We start from the raw sequence: 18,105 nt of genomic DNA, 5'->3' as shown, positions 1-18,105 counted from the left end.
CATGGAAACGGCATAATCGATGCTGTGTCGCATGAGCAGAGGTCAGAGGGGTCGCTGTTGCAAGGTCGCAACAGAAATGATGTTGCGGCGGGGAGGCGTAACCGGGGAACGGAAGCGGGCCGGGGCGGGGCGGGCGGCGCGGAGGCCGGCGAGGCGGCCGAGCTCGGTGTCGGGTCGTGGGCGGCGGTGCTCGCCCCGCGGCTCGCCCAGTTCACCGCCGTCGCCCGGCACGAACACGTCACCCGGGCCGCGCAGGAGCTCGGCGTGCCGCAGCCGACCCTCAGCCGCGCCATCGTCCGGCTGGAGGACGACCTCGGCGTCGCGCTCTTCGCCCGGCACGGCCGTACGCTCTCCCTCACCCCGGCCGGCCGGTCCTTCCTCGCCTCCGCCGAACGGGCGCTGGCGGACCTGGAGCGGGCCACCGAGTCGGTACGCGCCGACGTCGACCCGGCCGCCGGCAAGGTCGCCTTCGGCTTCCTGCACACCCTCGGGCCGGAGACCGTACCGGGGCTGATCCGCAGCTTCCGCGCCGACCACCCCCGCGTCCGCTTCCAGCTCGTGCAGAACTACGGCGAGGCGATGATCGAACGGCTCCGCGCCGGCGACCTCGACCTGTGCCTGACCTCGCCGGTGCCGGACTACCCGGACCTGGTCGCCCGCCGGCTCGACGAGCAGAAGCTGCGGCTGGTCGTCCCGGACGACCACCCGCTGGCCGCCCGCAAACGCATCCGGCTCGCGGAGGCCGCCGGTGAACTGTTCGTGACCCTCGAACCGGGCTACGGGCTGCGCCGGATCACCGACGCGCTGTGCGCCGAGGCGGGCTTCGCCCCGCGGGTGGCGTTCGAGGGCGAGGAGGCCGAGACGCTCCGCGGACTGGTCGCGGCCGGTCTCGGCGTGGCCCTGCTGCCGCCACCGGCCGTACCGCGCCCGGGAGTTGCCGAACTGACGGTGACCGCCCCGCGCGCGGTCCGCGAGATCGGCGTGGCCTGGCTGGACGGCCACCCCGACACCCCACCGGTCGCCGCCTTCAAGAAGTTCCTGCTGAGCAGACGGGGACGCCTGCTGCCACGATGACGGGCGCCGCCGCCCTAGCCCTGCGGTTCCCGACGGCCGGTCCAGCGCTCCACCGCGTGCTCGATGTCGGACGGGGAGCTGCCGGAGCGGGGGCCCGGGGGCCAGAAGGGGCGGGCGGCCCGGAGCTTGTCCGCGAGTTCGCCGGCGCGGGTCCGGCGCTCGGCCGCCGTGGGAGCGGCGGCGATCAGTCGCGCCCAGCGGACGGTGTCCACCACCGCGGACTTCATGCGCTCGAAGGCCAGGTAGAAGGCGAGCGCGTCCTCCCACCCCACCCGGCACCCCGCGGGTGCCACCCGCTGCCAGGCGGCGACCGTCCGGTCCCGCTCGGCGGGCAGGTAGGACATCTTGTGCAGGTGGTCCGCCAGGTCGTAGACCGGGTCGCCCCACAGCGCGAGTTCCCAGTCGAGGAAGACCGTGCGATGCCGGTGAGTGATCACGTTGCGCCGGTGGATGTCCGCGTGGAGGAGGCGGAAGGGCCGGCTCCGCAGCGTTTCCGCCCGTTGTTCCAGGAGCGCACACGGGTCTTCCGGGACGCCCAGGTCGCGGTAGAGCTGCCCGGTCGCCTCGTCGCCGTCGGCGCGGATGGTCCGCACCAGACGCAGGAGCAGGGCCACGAATCCGGCGGTGTCGCCGTCCGCGGGCCAGTCGGCGGGCACGCCGGGCAGTTTGGCGGCGGGCACGCGCAGCAACTGGGAGAACAGGGTGCCGATGTCGCGGAGCACGCCGGCGGGCAGCGGGGTGCCGGCCGGGCAGACCTCGTCGAGGCAGGTCCCCGCGATGTACTCGTGGATCTGGAACGGGGGGTCCGCCTCTACGTGGAGCAGCTGCGGTGCCGAGGTGACGTAGGGGCGGATGGCTTCGAGGACCGCGTGCTCGGGCCACATCGTCAGGTCCATCGTCGGCGCCCCGCCTGCCGGGATGCGGACCATCACGGGCCCGTCGGCCGAGTCCACGCGGACATTGCTGTTGTAGTACCCGGAAAGCGCGTCCTGCCGTACGCGCGCTTCCTGGTACAAGGCCATCGCGTCCATCCGCTGTCCACCGCCCTTTCAGGGGCCTGGGTGCGTCGGTCCGTAGCGCAGTCCGGAGCGGATCCGCGCCGGAGTCACGTCGGGAACATGTCCCCACACCAGGCGGGCGGCATTCACCTTCTTCGCCAGACGGGCGATGAGGCCGTCCCGTGTGGCCGGATCCGTTCCGGGAGCGGCCAGCTGCTTGGAGTACCGGACCGTGTCCACGATGGCCGACTTGATCTTCTCGTGCCACAGGTACGTCGTGAGGTCGCGCCGCCAGCCGGCGGTGGTCTCCGGGGGCAGGGCCCGGAGCCAGTGGCGCAGCAGGTCCTCGCGCTGGTCGTCCGGGTAGTCCATCTTGTGGAGGTGGAGGGCGACTTCGTAGACCGGGTCGCCCCACAGGGCGAGTTCCCAGTCGATGAACCAGGTCGTGCCGGCGGTCACGATCATGTTCTTGCGGTGCAGATCGGCGTGGAGCACGGCGAACGGCCGTGGGGTCAGGGCGTTCCACCGTCCGCTGACCGGGGCGAGCGGATCCGCCGGGAACCCGAAGTGGTCGAAGACCCGGCCGTACGCCGGCAGGTGGTCCGCGTGGATCGTCCGCGTCAGCTGCGCCAGGCGCTGCCCGAAGGCCGGTGCGTCCCCCGGCGCGGGCCAGCCCTCCGGAAGCGGCGGCATCTTCCCTTGGGGGATCGCCGTCAGCTGCCCCATCAGCGCGACCGTATCGTCGATCACATGGTCCGGTACGGCGCTCCGGCGCGGGGAGAAGTCGTTGAGGATGTCACCCGCGATGAAGCTCTGGACCTGGAAGCGCGGGGCGTGGGAGACGTGGCGGAGTTCCGGCGCGTAGTCCACATACGGGCGGACGGCGGCCAGCACCTCCTCCTCGCGCCAGACCCGGACGTCCATCACGTCGGCGGCCGCGAGGGGAATGCGGACGTTGACCCGGCCGTCCGGGGTGTCCAGTGCGGCATTGCGGTTGTAGTAGCCCGCCGCCGCGTCGGTGCTGCGCAGAGCCGCGTTGTACAGCGCGTGCCAGCTCATGCGGCTGCCCCGAGGAACAGGGACAGGACCTCGTCCGTGCGGTGTTCCAGCGCGTCCAGCGTGCCCAGGGGCCGGAGGCCGGCCCGGGCGCGCAGCGCGGCGTCGGCCAGCCAGCCGTCCTCCTCGCCGAGCCGGACGGCTGCCCGGTGGATGGCCATCACCAGGGACGGATAGACGTCGCACGCCTTGAACTCGGCCACCGCCCGGCGCCATGTCGACAGCGCCCCGCCCCGGTCGCCCTGCTGCAGCAGCAGGAAGGCCCGGTACATGTCGGCGCGCGCCCTCCCGGAGCGGTAGCCGGCCCGGTCGAGCGCCGCGTACGCGCTGAGGAAGGACGAGGAGGCGCGCTCGGGCTGCCCGAGCCGGATCTGCGCCATCGCCATGGCGGTGTACGCCTTGCCGATCTCGTGCTGGGCCCCCAGCTCCCGCTGGACGGCCAGCGCCTCGGCGGCCTCCGCCACGGCCGCCTCCGGATCGGTGAAGGCCAGCAGCTCGGCGCGGTTGGTCCGGATGTTCGCGAGGCCGAAGGGGTCCTCGGCGCGCCGGTATTCCGCCTCGGCCTCCTGCAGCAGGTCCGCTGCCGCGTCGAAGGAGAGCAGGAACCGGTGGCCGAGGTGCAGCAGCCGTTTCACATCCGCACGGACGACGGGTTTGTCCGCCCGGCTCATCCCGTACACGGCCTCGGCCAGGTCGAAGGCCTCGGCGAAGTCCCCCTGCCACATCCTGATGTCGGCCAGGCAGAACCCCGCGGAGACCCGCACCGGTCCGGACTGTTCCTCCCAGACCTGCTGGAAGATCCGGGCGGCCGTGCGGCTCTCACCGGCGATCCTGCGGGCATTGGCGGCGGCGAGGGAGAGCCTCGCCGAGACGGCGGTGCCGGCCCGCCGGTCCACCTCGGGAGCGAGCTCGATCACCGCCCGGGCATTGCCCAGCGACAGCAGGGACTCGGCTTCGAGGCAGTCGGCGGCCTCCCGGACGGAACTGTCGCCTCCGGGCCGGGCCGCCAGATAGTCCCGCAGGTCCTTCACGATGCCGTCGACCACCTGCCGGCCACCCATGGCCATCCCGCGGTCGGCGTACTCGTGGATCTGCTCCGCGCTGATCGCTTCCGCGTGCAGACCGTGGTAGACGGCCTCGCGCAGGGGTGACGAACGGGAGACGCCGGCACGGTCGGGGCTGCTTTCGAGGCGGTCGGCCACGTCCTCCCAGTAGGCGCGCAGCCGGTCGTGGACCGACCGTTTCACCGCGGGGGAGAGGTGGGACTGCAGAGCGGCCACCATGAGCTGGTGCAGCCGGTACCAGCCCTGGGAGAGCGGATAGGCGAACGAATAGGCGGTCAGCGACTCCCAGGTCAGCAGGTGCGCCGGCAGGTTGAACGCCCGCCCCAGCGCGCGGAAGGCCCCGAAGTCGAAGGTGCGGGCCACACTGAGCAGTTCGAGGATCCGTACCTCGTCCGGCGGTACGTGCTGCAGGAACCGCTGCACGATGTGCTCGGAGGTGATCGTCGTCTCCAGCCGGGCGGGGTTCTGCAGGTAGGTGTCGATGGCGAGGTGCAGATAGAACGGCACTCCGGCGCTGGCCTCGGCGATCGACCGCTGCCGGCCGCCCTCGGTGATGCCCGCGGCGGACAGCAGATCGAGCCGGGCGTCCATCGGCAGGCCCTCGACCGGGACGTGCTGGATCACCGAGGCCCAGTCCTCGTCGTACGCCGCCCACTGCAGCGGCTCGCGGCTGGCCACGACGGTCAGTCCGCCCTGCAGCTGGCCCAGCAGATCACGCAGCCAGGCATCGGCACCGAAGCTCTTGCCACCCGGTAACGGAGTGGGCACCAGCGCCTCGTAGGCGTCGACATAGAGCACATAGGGCCGGTCGCCGCTCGCCTCCCGCAGTTCCTCGGCGAGCAGGTACGAAACGGCGTAGCCGAGCTCGGCGTTGGTGAGGTTGTCGAGGTCCTGCAGCGTGGGGTCGGACTTGATGCGCTGCTTTCGCTGCCGGTTGGACAGCGCCCGGTCCGTCAGCCGGACCAGCCCCGCCGCCGTACCGAACACCGGGAACCCCATGGCGTCGTCGAGGATCTTCGACAGGACGTCGCTCTGCTCCGCGAACGGCGTACTGGAACGGTCCATCCGCAGCTGGGGGTGGACCCGCTGCCACAGGACCGCGTACGCGATGTCGAAGCGGTCGAACTTCACGCCCTGCGCACCGAACTCGGTACGGAGCACGGCCAGTGCGTCCTCCTGCTGCCGCAACGCCGGGACCTGCAGGTCGAGGCGGGCCGTACGGTAGCTCTGGCCGGTGCGGTTCCGCAGCTCCTGCAGCAGCCGGGACTTTCCGATCCCTCCGATGCCCACGACGTTGAAGACCTGCGGGTCCGGGCCGGCGGGCAGCCGGCCCAGAGCCGCCTCGTACGCGGCCAGCACCGATTCCCGGTCGAAGAACTGCCGTTGCAGTGCGGAAACCCGTCGGTATCGCGGCCCGATCGGCATGCCGTATCCCCCCGGTTGCTGGTGCTGCCGCCAGGGAGGCTACCCGCAACGCACCGCACCGGCACCCGGGTTGGAGCACCGCTCAGTGCCGCAACGACGCCCCGAAGCCGGTGGCCAGGGGCATGCGCAGGCCCAGGGGTGGGGGCGCGGCGAGGGCGTCCCTGACGGGGCGGGCGTAGTCGCGGGCGAAGAGGGAGCCGAGGAGGAAGTCGGTGGCCAGTGCGAGGACTTCGGCGCGGTGTTGATGGAGGGAGTGGCCGTCGGAGTGCACCTCGAAGCGGCAGGTGTCGCGGTTGATCTTCTTGGCGCGCTCGGCGTAGCGGTAGGACAGGTCGGGGTCGTGGCGCTCGTCGTTGGTGCCGTGCACGAGCAGGACCTGACGGCCGACGAGCTGCTTCACCGGATCGGGTTGCTCGCCGGTCGCGCGGTGGTCGGGCAGCCACGGTGCGATGGCCAGTACGGAGTGGACGGCGGGGTGGCCGGCGGCGTGCAGGGCGGCGCGGGCGCCCATGCCCGTACCGACGAGGCAGACCGGGACGTCGCCGTAGCGGCGCACCACCTCTTCCAGGGCCCAGGTGGCGTCGCGCGCGGGGTGGGCGGCGGAACCGTTCCAGCCGCGGCAGCGGTAGTGCACCACATGGGTGGCCAGCCCTTCGGGGCGTCCCGCCCGGGCCAGCCGGAGGGCGAGGGGGCGTACCGCGAGCGCGGTCACCGGCGACGGTCGGCGGATCCCGGTCGGTCCGCCCCCCGGCAGTAACAGGGCAACGCCGCTGACCGTCCCCTCCTTGCCGTTCGCTCCCAGCGGTTTTCCCAGCCGGGCCTCGCGCACCGGCAGCGCTTGCTGAGCCATGACCAGAACGATGGCAGAAGGAGACCGGCCCGCCACCCTGTGGACGGGTCACTGTTACGTATCGTTCGGTGAGATCTACGCGCGTAGGGGCTACAGTGCCGAAATGACGAGCGAGACCACCACCCTTCCGAGCAGTGAACAGATCCGCCGCGCCCCCAAGGTGCTGCTGCACGATCACCTCGACGGCGGCCTGCGCCCCGCCACGGTCGTCGACCTGGCCCGCGAGACCGGATACACCGGTCTGCCCGAGACCGATGCCGAGAAGCTGGGCATCTGGTTCCGCGAAGCCGCCGACTCCGGCTCGCTGGAGCGCTACCTGGAGACCTTCGCGCACACCTGCGCCGTCATGCAGACCCGCGACGCACTGGCCCGGGTGGCCGCCGAGTGCGCCGAGGACCTGGCCGCCGACGGCGTGGTCTACGCCGAGGTCCGCTACGCGCCCGAGCAGCACCTGGAGCAGGGCCTGACCCTCGAAGAGGTCGTCGAGGCCGTCAACGAGGGCTTCCGCGAGGGCGAGCGGCGGGCCCGCGAGAACGGCCACCGCATCCGCGTCGGCGCCCTGCTGACCGCCATGCGGCACGCCGCCCGCGCCCTGGAGATCGCCGAACTCGCCAACCGCTACCGCGACTCCGGCGTCGTCGGCTTCGACATCGCGGGCGCCGAGGCCGGCTACCCGCCCACCCGCCACCTCGACGCGTTCGAGTACCTCAAGCGGGAGAACAACCACTTCACCATCCACGCGGGGGAGGCCTTCGGGCTGCCCTCCATCTGGCAGGCGCTCCAGTGGTGCGGCGCCGACCGCCTCGGTCACGGCGTCCGGATCATCGACGACATCGAGGTCGCCGACGACGGCACCGTCAAGCTCGGCCGGCTCGCCTCCTACGTGCGCGACAAGCGGATCCCGCTGGAGATGTGCCCCACCTCCAACCTCCAGACCGGCGCCGCCCCCTCCTACGCCGAGCACCCCATCGGCCTGCTGCGCCGGCTCCAGTTCCGCCTCACCGTCAACACCGACAACCGGCTGATGAGCGGTACGAACATGTCCCGGGAATTCGAGCACCTGGTCAAGACATTCCGCTACACGCTCGATGACATGCAGTGGTTTACAGTCAATGCGATGAAATCAGCATTCATTCCTTTCGATGAACGTCTGGCAATGATCAATGACGTCATCAAGCCCGGTTACGCGGAACTGCGGGCCGAGTGGCTCTTCCGCCCGATGGGCTGAACATCCGCTCCCAGCAGCGCTTCTGACCGTATGTAACGGGGACGGCGCGAGCATATAGCGCAACGGCCGGTGGAATGTCCACCGGCCGTTTTTTGTTTCCTTTTGGCTGTTTGCGACGCCGGTTGCCGCCTCACTAGGTTGATGGGCCGGTCAAGCCCCCATCAATGAGGACGTAATTCGATGAAGCAGGGAACGATCAAGACTCTCGGTGTCGCCGCGCTCGGTGCCGCCTTTGCCGTCACCGCCGCGGGCGCCGCCTCCGCCGCCCCGGTGGCCGGTGCCGCCGACACCGCCGGCGGTCTGCTGCACAGCGCCACCGACACCGTCTCGGGGGCCACCAAGAACGTCAACGGCGGCACCAACGCCAAGCCGGGCAGCAACGGCGTCAAGACGCACCTGAACTCCAAGGGCAACAAGCTCCTCGGCGGGCTGCCCACCGGCGCCGTCGGCAAGGCCCTCCCGCTGGGCTGAGCCCCGCACCCCCGCCGCCCTCAGGGGTGCGCGGCGCACCGTCCCCGGCCCGTACGCCTCCGCAGGCGTACGGGCCGTCGGCTTGCTTCAGGTGCGGTGGGTCACGCGGCGCGGTGGGTCGCCAGGGGGCGGCCCGCCGGGCGCGGTGGGCCTACCAGGCGGCGGCGCCGTGGGCCTTCTCCTCCGAGGGGAGGAGTATCCACAGTGCGAGGTAGACCAGGAACTGCGGGCCGGGGAGCAGACACGACACCAGGAAGATCACGCGCATCGTGACCGGCGTCGTACCGAAGCGACGGGCCAGGCCCGCGCACACTCCGGCGATCATTCGGTTGTTGCGGGGACGGACCAGTGCGGCGGCCATGAGGGAGGACTCCTTTGCGACTACGTGGGGCGTTTGCCCGATGTCTCAAAGGTAGGTCCGACTGCCCGAGAGCACGTCAGCCTGTGGTGTGAGGCCGACCCTGGAGATCTTCGGGGTCGTACCCCCGAGACGCTCGTACCGCCGGCGGAGCCGGCACCGGGCCCCGGGGACGACCAGCAGGTGCACCACCGCCACGCCCAGGGTGTTCAGCAGCACCGAGTCGACATCGGGGACCCGTCCGGGGATCCCTGACTGCAGCAGTTCGATGGCCAGCGCGATCATCGCGCCGGCGAAGGCGGTACGGGTGAAGGAGACCAGCGGCGAAACGTTCAGGCGGCCGGCGGAGAGCGGCAGCAGCACGCCCAGCGGCGCCAGCAGCAGCACCGAGCCGCCCAGATGCTGCACGGCCTCCCACGATGCCCCGTGCGCCAGCTCGGCCCGGATCGTGGCCAGCGGTTCGAGGTTCGCCGCCGGAACCCAGGGCACGGTCCGGGGACGCAGCGTGAGCCAGCCGACGATCGACAGATGCGCCACAAGGAGAAGAAGTCCGGTGACGCGCATACGGGGGGAGGCGGCGGTGCCGTGGCCATGACGCTGCACAAAGCCCAGGACGCCAGGACCGGTGGCCATGGTTCCGCCCTATTGCACCCGTCTTGGGGCGTGGGGGGTCGGTGGGGGCGTGAGGCGTTGCGGGGCGGGGCGGGCGGGGCGCCTCGGGGGGGTACGGCGTTGTCTCGGGCGGCGGGGCCGTCGGGCCGGTGGCTCGGGCGCGGTGGCTCGGGCGGGCCCGCCGGGGTGGCCGCGCGCGCAGGGGCCGCATCCCCCCACCCCCGAACCCACCCCCCGCCCCCTCCCCCGAAGGGGGAGAGGGGGAGGGGGCGGGGGAAGCCCTGGCACGGCGGGCGAAGCCCGTCGCTCAGCCCCTCCGGCCCGCTCCCTCAGCCGTTCCCCGTCAGTGTGTCCCCCCACCCCGCGTGTTCGGCGATGTCCGGGTTGGAGAGGACGTCGGCGGAGCAGTCGTAGCGGTGGGGGGTGGTGCGGTCGGGGCCGGAGAGGACGGCTGCGTGGGTGCGGCCGAGGGCCGGGCTGGCGCCGTAGGTGCACACCAGTTGGGCCAGGGCGAACGACGGGAGGTCGTCCGGGGGGAGGCTCAGGCGGAGGGCGTCCGCCGGGTCACCCGGGTGCGGGCCCTCGACCTTCAGGTCGGCGGGCAGTGCGCTGCTGAAGCCCGCCTTCTCCTCGTCGGGGGAGGGTGGCTGCTGCAGCGCCCGCAGGAGGGCACGGGCGGTCCGCAGGCGGACGTCGGCGCCGGCCGGGGCCTTGGCCGGCGGGAGGGTTCGCTCCACCTGGGCCAGGGCCGAGCCGCACACCAGGTACAAGGTGGCCCGGGTGCCCTCGCCCGGCGCGGCCTCGCCTGCCGGCGCCTTGCAGCTGACCCGTGCGGGTGCCCCGCCCGCGTCCACCGGTACGGACGTACCGCGGATCCCGCAGCCGGTCGCCGCCAGCGTCAGCAGCGCCACCGCCCCGGCGGCCCGCCGCCACCCGCGTCCGGCCCGGCGTCCCGCCGGCCGTCCCGTCAGACCTCCCCGTCCCGTCAGATCTTCCCGCCGCGTCATCGCCCGTCCTTCGAACCGTTGTTGCGGGACCCGGACCCGGACCCGGCCGGGGAGCCGTCGCGTCGGTCGTCTTCGGCCAGGGGGGAGGCGTCCATCGGCAGGCGCAGGGTGAAGACCGCACCGCCCTCGGGGAGGTTGGCCGCGGTGATCTCGCCGCCGTGGATGTGCGCGTTCTCCAGGGCGATGGACAGGCCCAGGCCGCTGCCCTCGGAGCGCGGGCGGGAGGCGCTCGCCTTGTAGAAGCGGTCGAAGACGTGCGGCAGGACCTCTTCGGGGATGCCGGGGCCGTGGTCCCGTACGCGGATCACCAGCCGGCCGCTGCCCGGCCGGGCGCCGCCCGCCGGCTGTCCGGCCCCCTGCGGCCCGTCGGCGGCCTGCTCCGGCCCGTCCCCGGTACGGAACGGGCCCGCCGGGCCGCTCGCCGTCGCGGGAGCCTCCTGGTCGGCGCCGCCCGGCGTCTCCGTACCGGCCGTGCCGTCCGGTTCCTCGCCGGCCGTGTCCTCGGTGCGCACCGACACCCGGACCGGCGAGCCGCCGTGTTTGAGGGCGTTGCCGATCAGGTTGGCCAGGATGACGTCGAGCCGCCTCGGGTCCAGCCGGGCCACGATGCCGCGGTCGGCGTCCAGGTCGACCGCGTCCAGCCAGGCCCGCGCGTCGATGCACGCCGTGACCTGGTCCGCGACGTCGACGTCGTCCAGCACCAGCCGGGCCGTCCCCGCGTCGAAGCGGGTGACCTCCATCAGGTTCTCCACCAGGTCGTTCAGCCGCCGGGTCTCGCTCACCACCAGCTGGACCGCGGGCGCGATCATCGGGTCGAGGGACTCGGCCTCCTCCTCCAGCACCTCGGAGACCGCGGTGATCGCCGTCAGCGGCGTGCGCAGCTCGTGCGACATGTCCGCGACGAAGCGGCGGGAGGCCGCCTCCCGGCCGCTCAGCTCCTCGACCCGCTGTTCCAGCCGCTCCGCCGTGCGGTTGAACGTCCGGGAAAGATCGGCGAGTTCGTCGGTGCCGGTCACCCGCAGCCGGGTGTCGAGCCGTCCCTCGCCGAGCTGCCGCGCCGCGTGCCCCAGCCGCTGTACGGGCCGCAGCACGGTCGTCGCGGCGGCCTGCGCCAGCAGCGCCGAGCCGACCAGCGCGAGCGCGGTCGCGATCCCCAGCGACCAGGCCAGCGAGTTGAGGTCCTGCCGTTCGGTGGCCAGCGACTTCATCATGTAGCCGGTCGGCCCGCCGCCGATCACCTTCGCGCCGGCGACGAGGTACGGGGTGTCCCCGATCTGCTTGCGCTGCCAGTACAGGTGGTGCGCATAGCGGTTGGACTCGTCGACCGGGCGGACCTCGTTCACCGCCTTGCGCAGCGAGGCCGGCACCGTCGCCAGCGTCAGCAGGTCCTTGTCCGTGGTGGCCGCGCAGTCCTTGCCCGACCGGTCCACGCCGATCAGCAGTACCGCGTAGTTCTGCGGTCCGGCCGCCATCTGCCGTGCCGCGTCCTGGAGTTCGGCGCACCGCGGACGCAGCGGCAGCGAGCGCGTACTGTCCTCCAGCGCCTTGCGGAAGTCCTTGAGCACCGCGTTCTGGGTGCGGTCCAGCACCGTGTTGCGGTTCAGCCAGTACGCGATGCCGGACGCGGACACCGCCGCGGTCAGTGCCACCAGCGCGAAGACCACCACCAGCCGCAGCCGCAGACTCGTCCAGCGCAGCAGCCCCGGCGCGCGGCCGAGCAGCCGCAGCAGCCGGCTGCCGGGCCCGGGCGTGGATGCGGGCGCGTCAGGGTCACCGGCCGGGCCCTGCGCGCGCTCCTGCGCCGTCCCGCCGTCCGTGCCGCGTTCCCTCACTGCGGCGAGTCCAGCCGGTAGCCGACACCGCGGACCGTACGGATCAGGGTCGGCGAGGACGGCACGTCCTCCACCTTCGCCCGCAGCCGTTGCACACAGGCGTCCACCAGGCGCGAGTCGCCCAGGTAGTCGTGCTCCCACACCAGCCGCAGCAACTGCTGCCGGGACAGCGCCTGGCCGGGCCGCCGGCTCAGCTCCAGCAGCAACCGCAGCTCGGTGGGTGTCAGTTGCAGATCCTCGCCGTTCTTGGTGACGGTCATCGCCGACCGGTCGATCACCAGCGAACCGAAGGTCGCCGAGTCACTGGACTCGCGCTCCCCGCGGCGCAGCACGGCCCGGATCCGGGCGTCCAGCACCCGCCCCTGGACCGGTTTGACGACGTAGTCGTCCGCCCCGGACTCCAGTCCCACCACGACGTCGATGTCGTCGTTGCGCGCGGTGAGCAGGATGATGGGCAGCTGGTCCGTACGCCGGATCCGGCGGCACACCTCGAAACCGTCGATGCCCGGCAGCATCACGTCCAGCACGATCAGGTCCGGGCGCTGCTCGCGCAGCAGCTTCAGACCGTCCTCGCCCGTCGCCGCGGTCACCACACGGTGACCCTGGCGGGACAGCGAGAGTTCGAGGGCCGTGCGGATGGCGTCGTCGTCCTCGATCAGCAACAGGAAAGGCACGTCCGCCATTCTGGCCCATGGGACGCCGGGACATCGACCAGTGGCCCCGCCCTACCCGGGCCGCCGCCCCCGCGAACCGTCCGCCGCGCCGGACCTGCCCCTGTGACAGGGCTGTGACAGTCGGCGGACAACGCGATGAAACTGCGTTGGCAGGCTTTGGGTCACCGGGAGAGATCAACACCGATCACCGCCCGGGACACCGAAACGGACCGAACGAGCCGGCTCTACGACGGGGGGCGCGAGATGACCACGCACGGCACCACTTCCAGCGCAGTTATCACGCGACTCCACGACGTGGCGCGGACACCGGAGAAGTCCGGTGCCGTGAGCCTGCGGGGGTGTGCTCGCGGCATCGGGCGTCAGCGGCCGCCGTACATGGTGGCCATCGACGCGACGACGGTGGAGATCAACGGGGGAACGGGACGGCACGGGGGAAGCGCCGTCCACGGGGGGAACAACGGGGGAGCGGAGTACGGGGAGGGCACGGGGGAACGGCGTTCCGCGTCGGAGGCGGCCGAGGCCGAAGCGGCCTTCACCGCCTACGTCCAGGAGCGCCGCGCCTCCCTGTACGCCACCGCCTACCACCTGACCGGTGACCGCCACGAGGCCGAGGACCTGCTGCAGAGCGCACTGTTCTCGACCTACCGGGCCTGGGACCGGATCAGTGACAAGGCGGCGCTCGGCGGCTATCTGCGCCGCACCATGACCAACCTGCACATCAGCGCCTGGCGCCGGCGCAAGCTCAACGAGTACCCGACCGAGGAGCTGCCGGAGACCGCCGGCGACGTCGACGCGATGCGCGGCACCGAGCTGCGCGCGGTGCTGTGGCAGGCGCTGGCCCGGCTGCCCGAGACGCAGCGCACCATGCTGGTGCTGCGCTACTACGAGGGCCGCACGGACCCGGAGATCGCGGACATCCTCAACATCAGTGTCGGCACGGTGAAGTCGAGCATCTGGCGCGCGCTGCGACGGCTGCGCGACGACGAGGTGCTCAGCTTCGGCCGTGACGAGGAAGAGTCCTTCGGCGAGCTGGTGGCCTGAAGGAACGGCGCGGCCCGCCGGGGGAACGGGCCGCGCCAACGGGGGAAAGGCCCGAGGGGGACCTGAAAAGGACGCCCGAGGGGGGAAAGGCCCGAGGGGGGGTCGGGCATACGGGGGAAGTACGGGGGAAATGAGCGGGTTCGGGCGGCCGGGGGGTCTGCCCGAGCCCGCTTCCGTGCGTCCGCCGCCGGCGTGGCTATGCGCCCCGCACCGTCACCACCGGCTCGTTCCGGACCGGGAAGTTCACCGAGTTGGCGATGAAGCACTTCTCGTGGGCGTCGTGGTGCAGCGCCCGGGCCCGTTCGAGGTCGTCCGCCGAGGCCACCTCGACGCGCGGTCGCAGCACCACCTCCGAGAACCGCCCGCCCCCCTTGCCGTCCTCCGCCATCGTGCCCGCCGCGTCGTCCGCGTACCCGGTCACCACCACGCCGGCCAGCGCGCACAGCGCCAGATAGGACAGCATGTGGCACTGCGCCAGAGAGGCGAGCAGCAGCTGCTCGGGGTTCCAGCGGTCGGCCGTCCCGCGGAACGCCGGGTCCGCGGTGCCCGGCAGCGGCGGCAGCCCCTCGGCGCTGACCTCATGATCGCGGCCGTACGCCCGGTAGTTGCTGGTCCCCGTGCCGTTGTTGCCGGTCCAGGTGACCGTCGTGCGGTAGTGGTGTTCCCTCGGCATCGGTACGTCCTCCCATGAGGTGCCGGGGCACCCGACGTGCCCGGCCGGCGGTCAGGAGCCTACGGCCGCCCGTTGTGCACCCGCGCCATGGCCCGCGCCCGCGGCGGAAATACGGTCCAGCGCCTCCGGCCTCGCGCACGGGTGGGCGCCCAGCGCCGTGTGGCGGGCCACCACGGACCGCTCGGCGCGCAGCAGTCGCAGCCCCCGGCGGATCAGGTACGGGACCGGTTTGCGGGCCTCTTGCAGATCCCGCTGCAGCCGCCGGCGGAAAGTCGTGACCGGGTGCCCGCGCAGGCACAGCGCATCGGCCAGCAGGCCCGCCGCCCGGCACGCCGCGATCACATCGGCGGCGAAGATGCCCTCGGCGATGAACAGCGGGGCACCGCCGAGATCGAGTTCCGCGGCGCCGACTCGGGCGCTGAGCGAGATGTCGTACACCGGGACGTCCGTGCGCCCCGTGCGGCACAGCTCCTCGATCGCGGCGACGGCGGCACCGGCGTCCCACGAGAGCGGCGAGTCCCAGTCCGCGCCGCCGCCGTCCGGCAGTTGGGGCAGCGTCGGGTCCGTCCCCTCCTTGTAGAAGTCGTCGAGACGGAGGACGGGCAGCCCGCTGTGGGCGGCCAGGGACGTCTTGCCGGTGCCGGACGGGCCGGTCAGCAGGATGACGCGGGTACGGTCACCTCCCGGCTCGACCGGGGTCGAGGGCTCGGAGGAGGGCGGCCGGGCGGCGGAGTCGGTGGTCACGGACAGCCATTGTCCCGCATTGCGCCGTGTGGGCTACCCCTGGCGCGCGAGGTGGCCCGCCCACCCGCAGCTCAACTACGCTACGCGGTCAGACGATTACCCCACACCCTTGGAACGCCGCACGCTTCCGACGCATTCCGACGCATTCCGACGCTTTTCGAACCACAGGCAGGTGGCAGATGCCCTCCCACGCACGTCCCAAGCCCAGCCGCGTTCCGCGCACCCTGCTGCGCGCCGGCCTGGTGGTCTCCGCGGCCGGCGCCGCGCTCGCGGGGGGCGGTGCGGCGACGGCAGGCGCGGCGCCCGCGTCCACCCCGCACCACAGTCCTGACCACGGCCCTGGCCACGGGCCCGACCGGCACGGCACCGACACCGGCGCCACCGCCCACGCGCTGACCGGCGCGCTGCTGACGTCCGCGGCCGGCGGTGTCGGGCCGCTGAAGAACATCCAGGTGGACCCGCTGGCCAATACGGGCGTCGACCCGCTCGCCAACGCCGTCGGCACCCGGGTCGCCGACTTCAAGCCGCTCAGCACCACCGTGTTGACCGGCGGCCTCTCGCACGGCGCGGCGGTCCGCGACGTCCCGCTGGTCAACAAGGTCGAACGGATCCTGCCCGGCTAGCCGCGAACTCCCGTCCTGGTCCGGACACACCACCGCCCCGGGTGCCGCGGCACCCGGGGCGGTGGTACGTCGTGGACGCGCCGGATCAGACACCCATCGGGTGCCAGACCGTCTTCGTCTCCAGGAAGGCCAGCAGCCGGTCCGTGCCCGGGTCGGCGCTCCAGTCCTCCGTGCGCGGACGCAGCACCCGCTTGAGGTTGTCGGCCGCCGCGGTCTCCAGCTCCTTGGCCAACCCGGCGTCCGCCCCCGCGAGATCGAGCGCGTTGACGTCCTGGTGGGCGGCGAGCGGCGCGGCGATCTCCGCCGTACGGCCCGAGAGGACGTTGACCACACCGCCCGGCAGGTCGGACGTGGCCAGCACCTCACCCAGCGACAGGGCCGGCAGCGGGGATTTCTCCGAGGCGACCACCACGACGGTGTTGCCGGTGACGATCGCCGGCGCGATCACCGAGACCAGGCCCAGGAACGACGACTCCTGCGGGGCCAGGACCGCGACCACACCGGTCGGCTCGGGCGAGGAGAGGTTGAAGTACGGGCCCGCGACGGGGTTGGCGCCGCCGGCGATCTGCGCGACCTTGTCGGACCAGCCCGCGTACCAGACCCAGCGGTCGATCGCCGCCTCCACCTGGGCGGTGGCCTTGGACTTCGACAGTCCCTCGGCGTCGGCGACCTCGGCGACGAACTGGTCGCGGCGGCCCTCCAGCATCTCGGCGATGCGGTAGAGGATCTGCCCGCGGTTGTACGCCGTGGCGCCCGACCAGCCACCGAACGCCTTGCGGGCGGCGACCACCGCGTCCCGCGCGTCCTTGCGGGAGGACAGGGGTGCGTTCGCCAGCCAGTTGCCCTTCGCGTCACTCACCTCGTACACCCGGCCGCTCTCGGAACGCGGGAACTTCCCGCCCACGTACAGCTTGTAGGTCTTGAAGACCGACAGACGCTCAGACATCGAGGTACGCCTCCAGACCGTGCCGGCCGCCCTCGCGGCCGAAGCCCGACTCCTTGTAGCCGCCGAACGGCGAGGCCGGGTCGAACTTGTTGAACGTGTTGGACCAGATGACACCCGCACGGAGCTTGTTCGCCATCCACAGGATGCGCGAACCCTTCTCCGACCAGATGCCCGCGGAGAGACCGTAGGGGGTGTTGTTGGCCTTCTCCACGGCCTCGGCCGGGGTGCGGAAGGTCAGTACGGACAGCACCGGGCCGAAGATCTCCTCCCGGGCGATCCGGTGGGCCTGGGTGACGCCCGTGAAGAGCGTGGGCGCGAACCAGTAGCCGGAGGAGGGGAGTTCACAGGCCGGGGCCCAGCGCTCGGCGCCCTCGGCCTCGCCCGCGTCGGCCAGCTCGGTGATCCGGGCCAGCTGCTCGGCCGAGTTGATCGCACCGATGTCGGTGTTCTTGTCCAGCGGGTCGCCCACGCGCAGGGTCTGCATCCGCCGCTTGAGCGCGTCCAGCAGCTCGTCCTGGACCGACTCCTGCACCAGGAGGCGGGAGCCGGCGCAGCAGACGTGGCCCTGGTTGAAGAAGATGCCGTTGACGATGCCCTCGACGGCCTGGTCGACGGGGGCGTCGTCGAAGACGATGTTCGCCGCCTTGCCGCCCAGTTCGAGGGTGAGCTTCTTGTCCGTGCCGGCGACCGTACGGGCGATGGCCTTGCCGACCTCGGTGGAGCCGGTGAAGGCCACCTTGTTGACGTCGGGGTGGCCCACCAGCGCGGCGCCCGTCGAGCCGTCCCCGGTGAGGATGTTGACGACGCCCTTGGGCAGGCCGGCCTGGCGGCAGATGTCCGCGAAGAACAGGGCGGACAGCGGGGTGGTCTCGGCCGGCTTCAGCACGACCGTGTTGCCGGTCGCCAGCGCCGGGGCGATCTTCCACGCCAGCATCAGCAGCGGGAAGTTCCACGGGATGACCTGGCCCGCGACGCCCAGGGGGCGCGGGTTCGGGCCGTAGCCGGCGTGGTCGAGCTTGTCGGCCCAGCCCGCGTAGTAGAAGAAGTGCGCGGCGACCAGCGGCAGGTCGGCGTCGCGGGACTCGCGGATCGGCTTGCCGTTGTCCAGCGACTCCAGCACGGCCAGCTCGCGCGAGCGCTCCTGGATGATCCGGGCGATCCGGAACAGGTACTTGGCGCGCTCGGCGCCCGGCAGCGCCGACCACTTCTCGAACGCCTTGCGGGCGGCCTTCACGGCCCGGTCGACGTCGTCGGCGGTGGCCTGGGCGACCTCGGACAGGACCTCCTCGGAGGAGGGGGAGACGGTCTTGAAGACCTTGCCGTCGGCGGCCGGGGCGAACTCGCCGTCGATGAAGAGCCCGTAGGACGGCGCGATGTCGACGACCGAGCGGGACTCGGGTGCGGGTGCGTATTCGAAGGTCATGGGTGC

At 72.2% G+C, this 18,105-nt stretch carries 18 protein-coding genes; 5 read left to right on the top strand and 13 right to left on the bottom strand.

Annotated elements, in window-relative coordinates; genetic code table 11:
• Nucleotides 1–24: 24 nt before the first annotated feature.
• On the top strand, nt 25–1,074 hold the full coding sequence (locus ACGF4C_RS12440; RefSeq protein ID WP_393565618.1) for a LysR substrate-binding domain-containing protein: 1,050 nt from the start codon (nt 25–27) through the stop codon (nt 1,072–1,074).
• A gap of 14 nt (nt 1,075–1,088) precedes the next feature.
• Here ACGF4C_RS12440 and ACGF4C_RS12435 read toward each other — a convergent pair whose 3' ends face one another.
• The 4 genes from ACGF4C_RS12435 to ACGF4C_RS12420 form a co-directional block, all read right to left on the bottom strand.
• On the bottom strand, nt 1,089–2,105 hold the full coding sequence (locus ACGF4C_RS12435) for an aminoglycoside phosphotransferase family protein (RefSeq protein ID WP_393565616.1): 1,017 nt from the start codon (nt 2,103–2,105) through the stop codon (nt 1,089–1,091).
• A gap of 18 nt (nt 2,106–2,123) precedes the next feature.
• On the bottom strand, nt 2,124–3,131 hold the full coding sequence (locus tag ACGF4C_RS12430) for a phosphotransferase family protein (RefSeq protein WP_393565614.1): 1,008 nt from the start codon (nt 3,129–3,131) through the stop codon (nt 2,124–2,126).
• Complete coding sequence (locus ACGF4C_RS12425; protein WP_393565612.1) at nt 3,128–5,617, bottom strand: hypothetical protein; 2,490 nt, start codon at nt 5,615–5,617, stop codon at nt 3,128–3,130. Before ACGF4C_RS12425 ends, ACGF4C_RS12430 begins: the two co-directional genes overlap by 4 nt.
• 82 nt (nt 5,618–5,699) lie before the next feature.
• Nucleotides 5,700–6,467, bottom strand: a complete 768-nt coding sequence (locus ACGF4C_RS12420) for an alpha/beta hydrolase (protein ID WP_393565611.1) — start codon at nt 6,465–6,467, stop codon at nt 5,700–5,702.
• 103 nt (nt 6,468–6,570) lie between these two features.
• Here ACGF4C_RS12420 and ACGF4C_RS12415 point away from each other — a divergent pair, with 103 nt between their 5' ends.
• Entirely contained in the window at nt 6,571–7,695 is a 1,125-nt protein-coding gene (locus tag ACGF4C_RS12415; protein WP_393565610.1) for an adenosine deaminase, read from the top strand.
• A 180-nt stretch (nt 7,696–7,875) separates the two neighbouring features.
• Nucleotides 7,876–8,166 (top strand): hypothetical protein, encoded by a 291-nt coding sequence (locus tag ACGF4C_RS12410; protein WP_393565608.1) that lies wholly within the window; start codon nt 7,876–7,878, stop codon nt 8,164–8,166.
• A 151-nt stretch (nt 8,167–8,317) separates the two neighbouring features.
• On the opposite strand, the gene ACGF4C_RS12405 is transcribed toward ACGF4C_RS12410, so the two are convergent.
• From ACGF4C_RS12405 to afsQ1, 5 genes are all read right to left on the bottom strand, one after another.
• A complete protein-coding gene (locus ACGF4C_RS12405; RefSeq protein WP_030416988.1) occupies nt 8,318–8,527 on the bottom strand; it encodes a PspC domain-containing protein in 210 nt (69 codons plus the stop codon).
• Nucleotides 8,528–8,572: 45 nt separating this feature from the next.
• Nucleotides 8,573–9,088 carry a VanZ family protein gene (locus ACGF4C_RS12400; RefSeq protein ID WP_393565868.1) on the bottom strand — a complete coding sequence of 172 codons (516 nt, stop codon included), beginning with the start codon at nt 9,086–9,088 and terminating at the stop codon, nt 8,573–8,575.
• 377 nt (nt 9,089–9,465) lie between these two features.
• Complete coding sequence (locus ACGF4C_RS12395; RefSeq protein ID WP_393565606.1) at nt 9,466–10,143, bottom strand: hypothetical protein; 678 nt, start codon at nt 10,141–10,143, stop codon at nt 9,466–9,468.
• Nucleotides 10,140–11,975, bottom strand: coding sequence for an ATP-binding protein (locus ACGF4C_RS12390; protein WP_393565605.1), 1,836 nt, complete (start codon nt 11,973–11,975; stop codon nt 10,140–10,142). Before ACGF4C_RS12390 ends, ACGF4C_RS12395 begins: the two co-directional genes overlap by 4 nt.
• Nucleotides 11,972–12,649: a two-component system response regulator AfsQ1 gene (afsQ1, locus tag ACGF4C_RS12385; protein ID WP_026169550.1), complete on the bottom strand. Its 678-nt coding sequence runs from the start codon at nt 12,647–12,649 to the stop codon at nt 11,972–11,974. Before afsQ1 ends, ACGF4C_RS12390 begins: the two co-directional genes overlap by 4 nt.
• Nucleotides 12,650–12,892: 243 nt before the next feature.
• Between afsQ1 and ACGF4C_RS12380 the strand changes: the two genes are divergently transcribed.
• The gene (locus ACGF4C_RS12380; RefSeq protein WP_393565603.1) at nt 12,893–13,690 is read left to right on the top strand and encodes a SigE family RNA polymerase sigma factor; all 798 of its coding nucleotides are present in this window, start codon (nt 12,893–12,895) and stop codon (nt 13,688–13,690) included.
• Nucleotides 13,691–13,886: 196 nt separating this feature from the next.
• Here the strand turns inward: ACGF4C_RS12380 and ACGF4C_RS12375 are convergent, their stop codons facing one another.
• Both ACGF4C_RS12375 and ACGF4C_RS12370 read right to left on the bottom strand, forming a co-directional pair.
• Nucleotides 13,887–14,363: an OsmC family protein gene (locus ACGF4C_RS12375; RefSeq protein WP_393565601.1), complete on the bottom strand. Its 477-nt coding sequence runs from the start codon at nt 14,361–14,363 to the stop codon at nt 13,887–13,889.
• 51 nt (nt 14,364–14,414) lie between these two features.
• Nucleotides 14,415–15,026 (bottom strand): ATP-binding protein, encoded by a 612-nt coding sequence (locus ACGF4C_RS12370; protein ID WP_393565866.1) that lies wholly within the window; start codon nt 15,024–15,026, stop codon nt 14,415–14,417.
• 260 nt (nt 15,027–15,286) lie between these two features.
• Here ACGF4C_RS12370 and ACGF4C_RS12365 point away from each other — a divergent pair, with 260 nt between their 5' ends.
• A complete protein-coding gene (locus ACGF4C_RS12365; RefSeq protein WP_393565599.1) occupies nt 15,287–15,730 on the top strand; it encodes a hypothetical protein in 444 nt (147 codons plus the stop codon).
• An 85-nt stretch (nt 15,731–15,815) separates the two neighbouring features.
• Here the strand turns inward: ACGF4C_RS12365 and ACGF4C_RS12360 are convergent, their stop codons facing one another.
• Nucleotides 15,816–16,676 (bottom strand): aldehyde dehydrogenase family protein, encoded by an 861-nt coding sequence (locus ACGF4C_RS12360; RefSeq protein WP_393565597.1) that lies wholly within the window; start codon nt 16,674–16,676, stop codon nt 15,816–15,818.
• Nucleotides 16,669–18,099: an aldehyde dehydrogenase family protein gene (locus ACGF4C_RS12355; RefSeq protein ID WP_393565595.1), complete on the bottom strand. Its 1,431-nt coding sequence runs from the start codon at nt 18,097–18,099 to the stop codon at nt 16,669–16,671. The genes ACGF4C_RS12360 and ACGF4C_RS12355 overlap by 8 nt, the downstream gene beginning before the upstream one ends.
• Between the last annotated feature and the right edge of the window lie 6 nt (nt 18,100–18,105).

The organism is Streptomyces sp. NPDC048197 (genome assembly GCF_043202395.1).
Taxonomy (GTDB): Bacteria; Actinomycetota; Actinomycetes; order Streptomycetales; family Streptomycetaceae; genus Streptomyces; species Streptomyces siderophoricus.
Note: the sequence above shows the minus strand (reverse complement) of the source record. Positions and strands in the feature narration are given on the sequence as shown.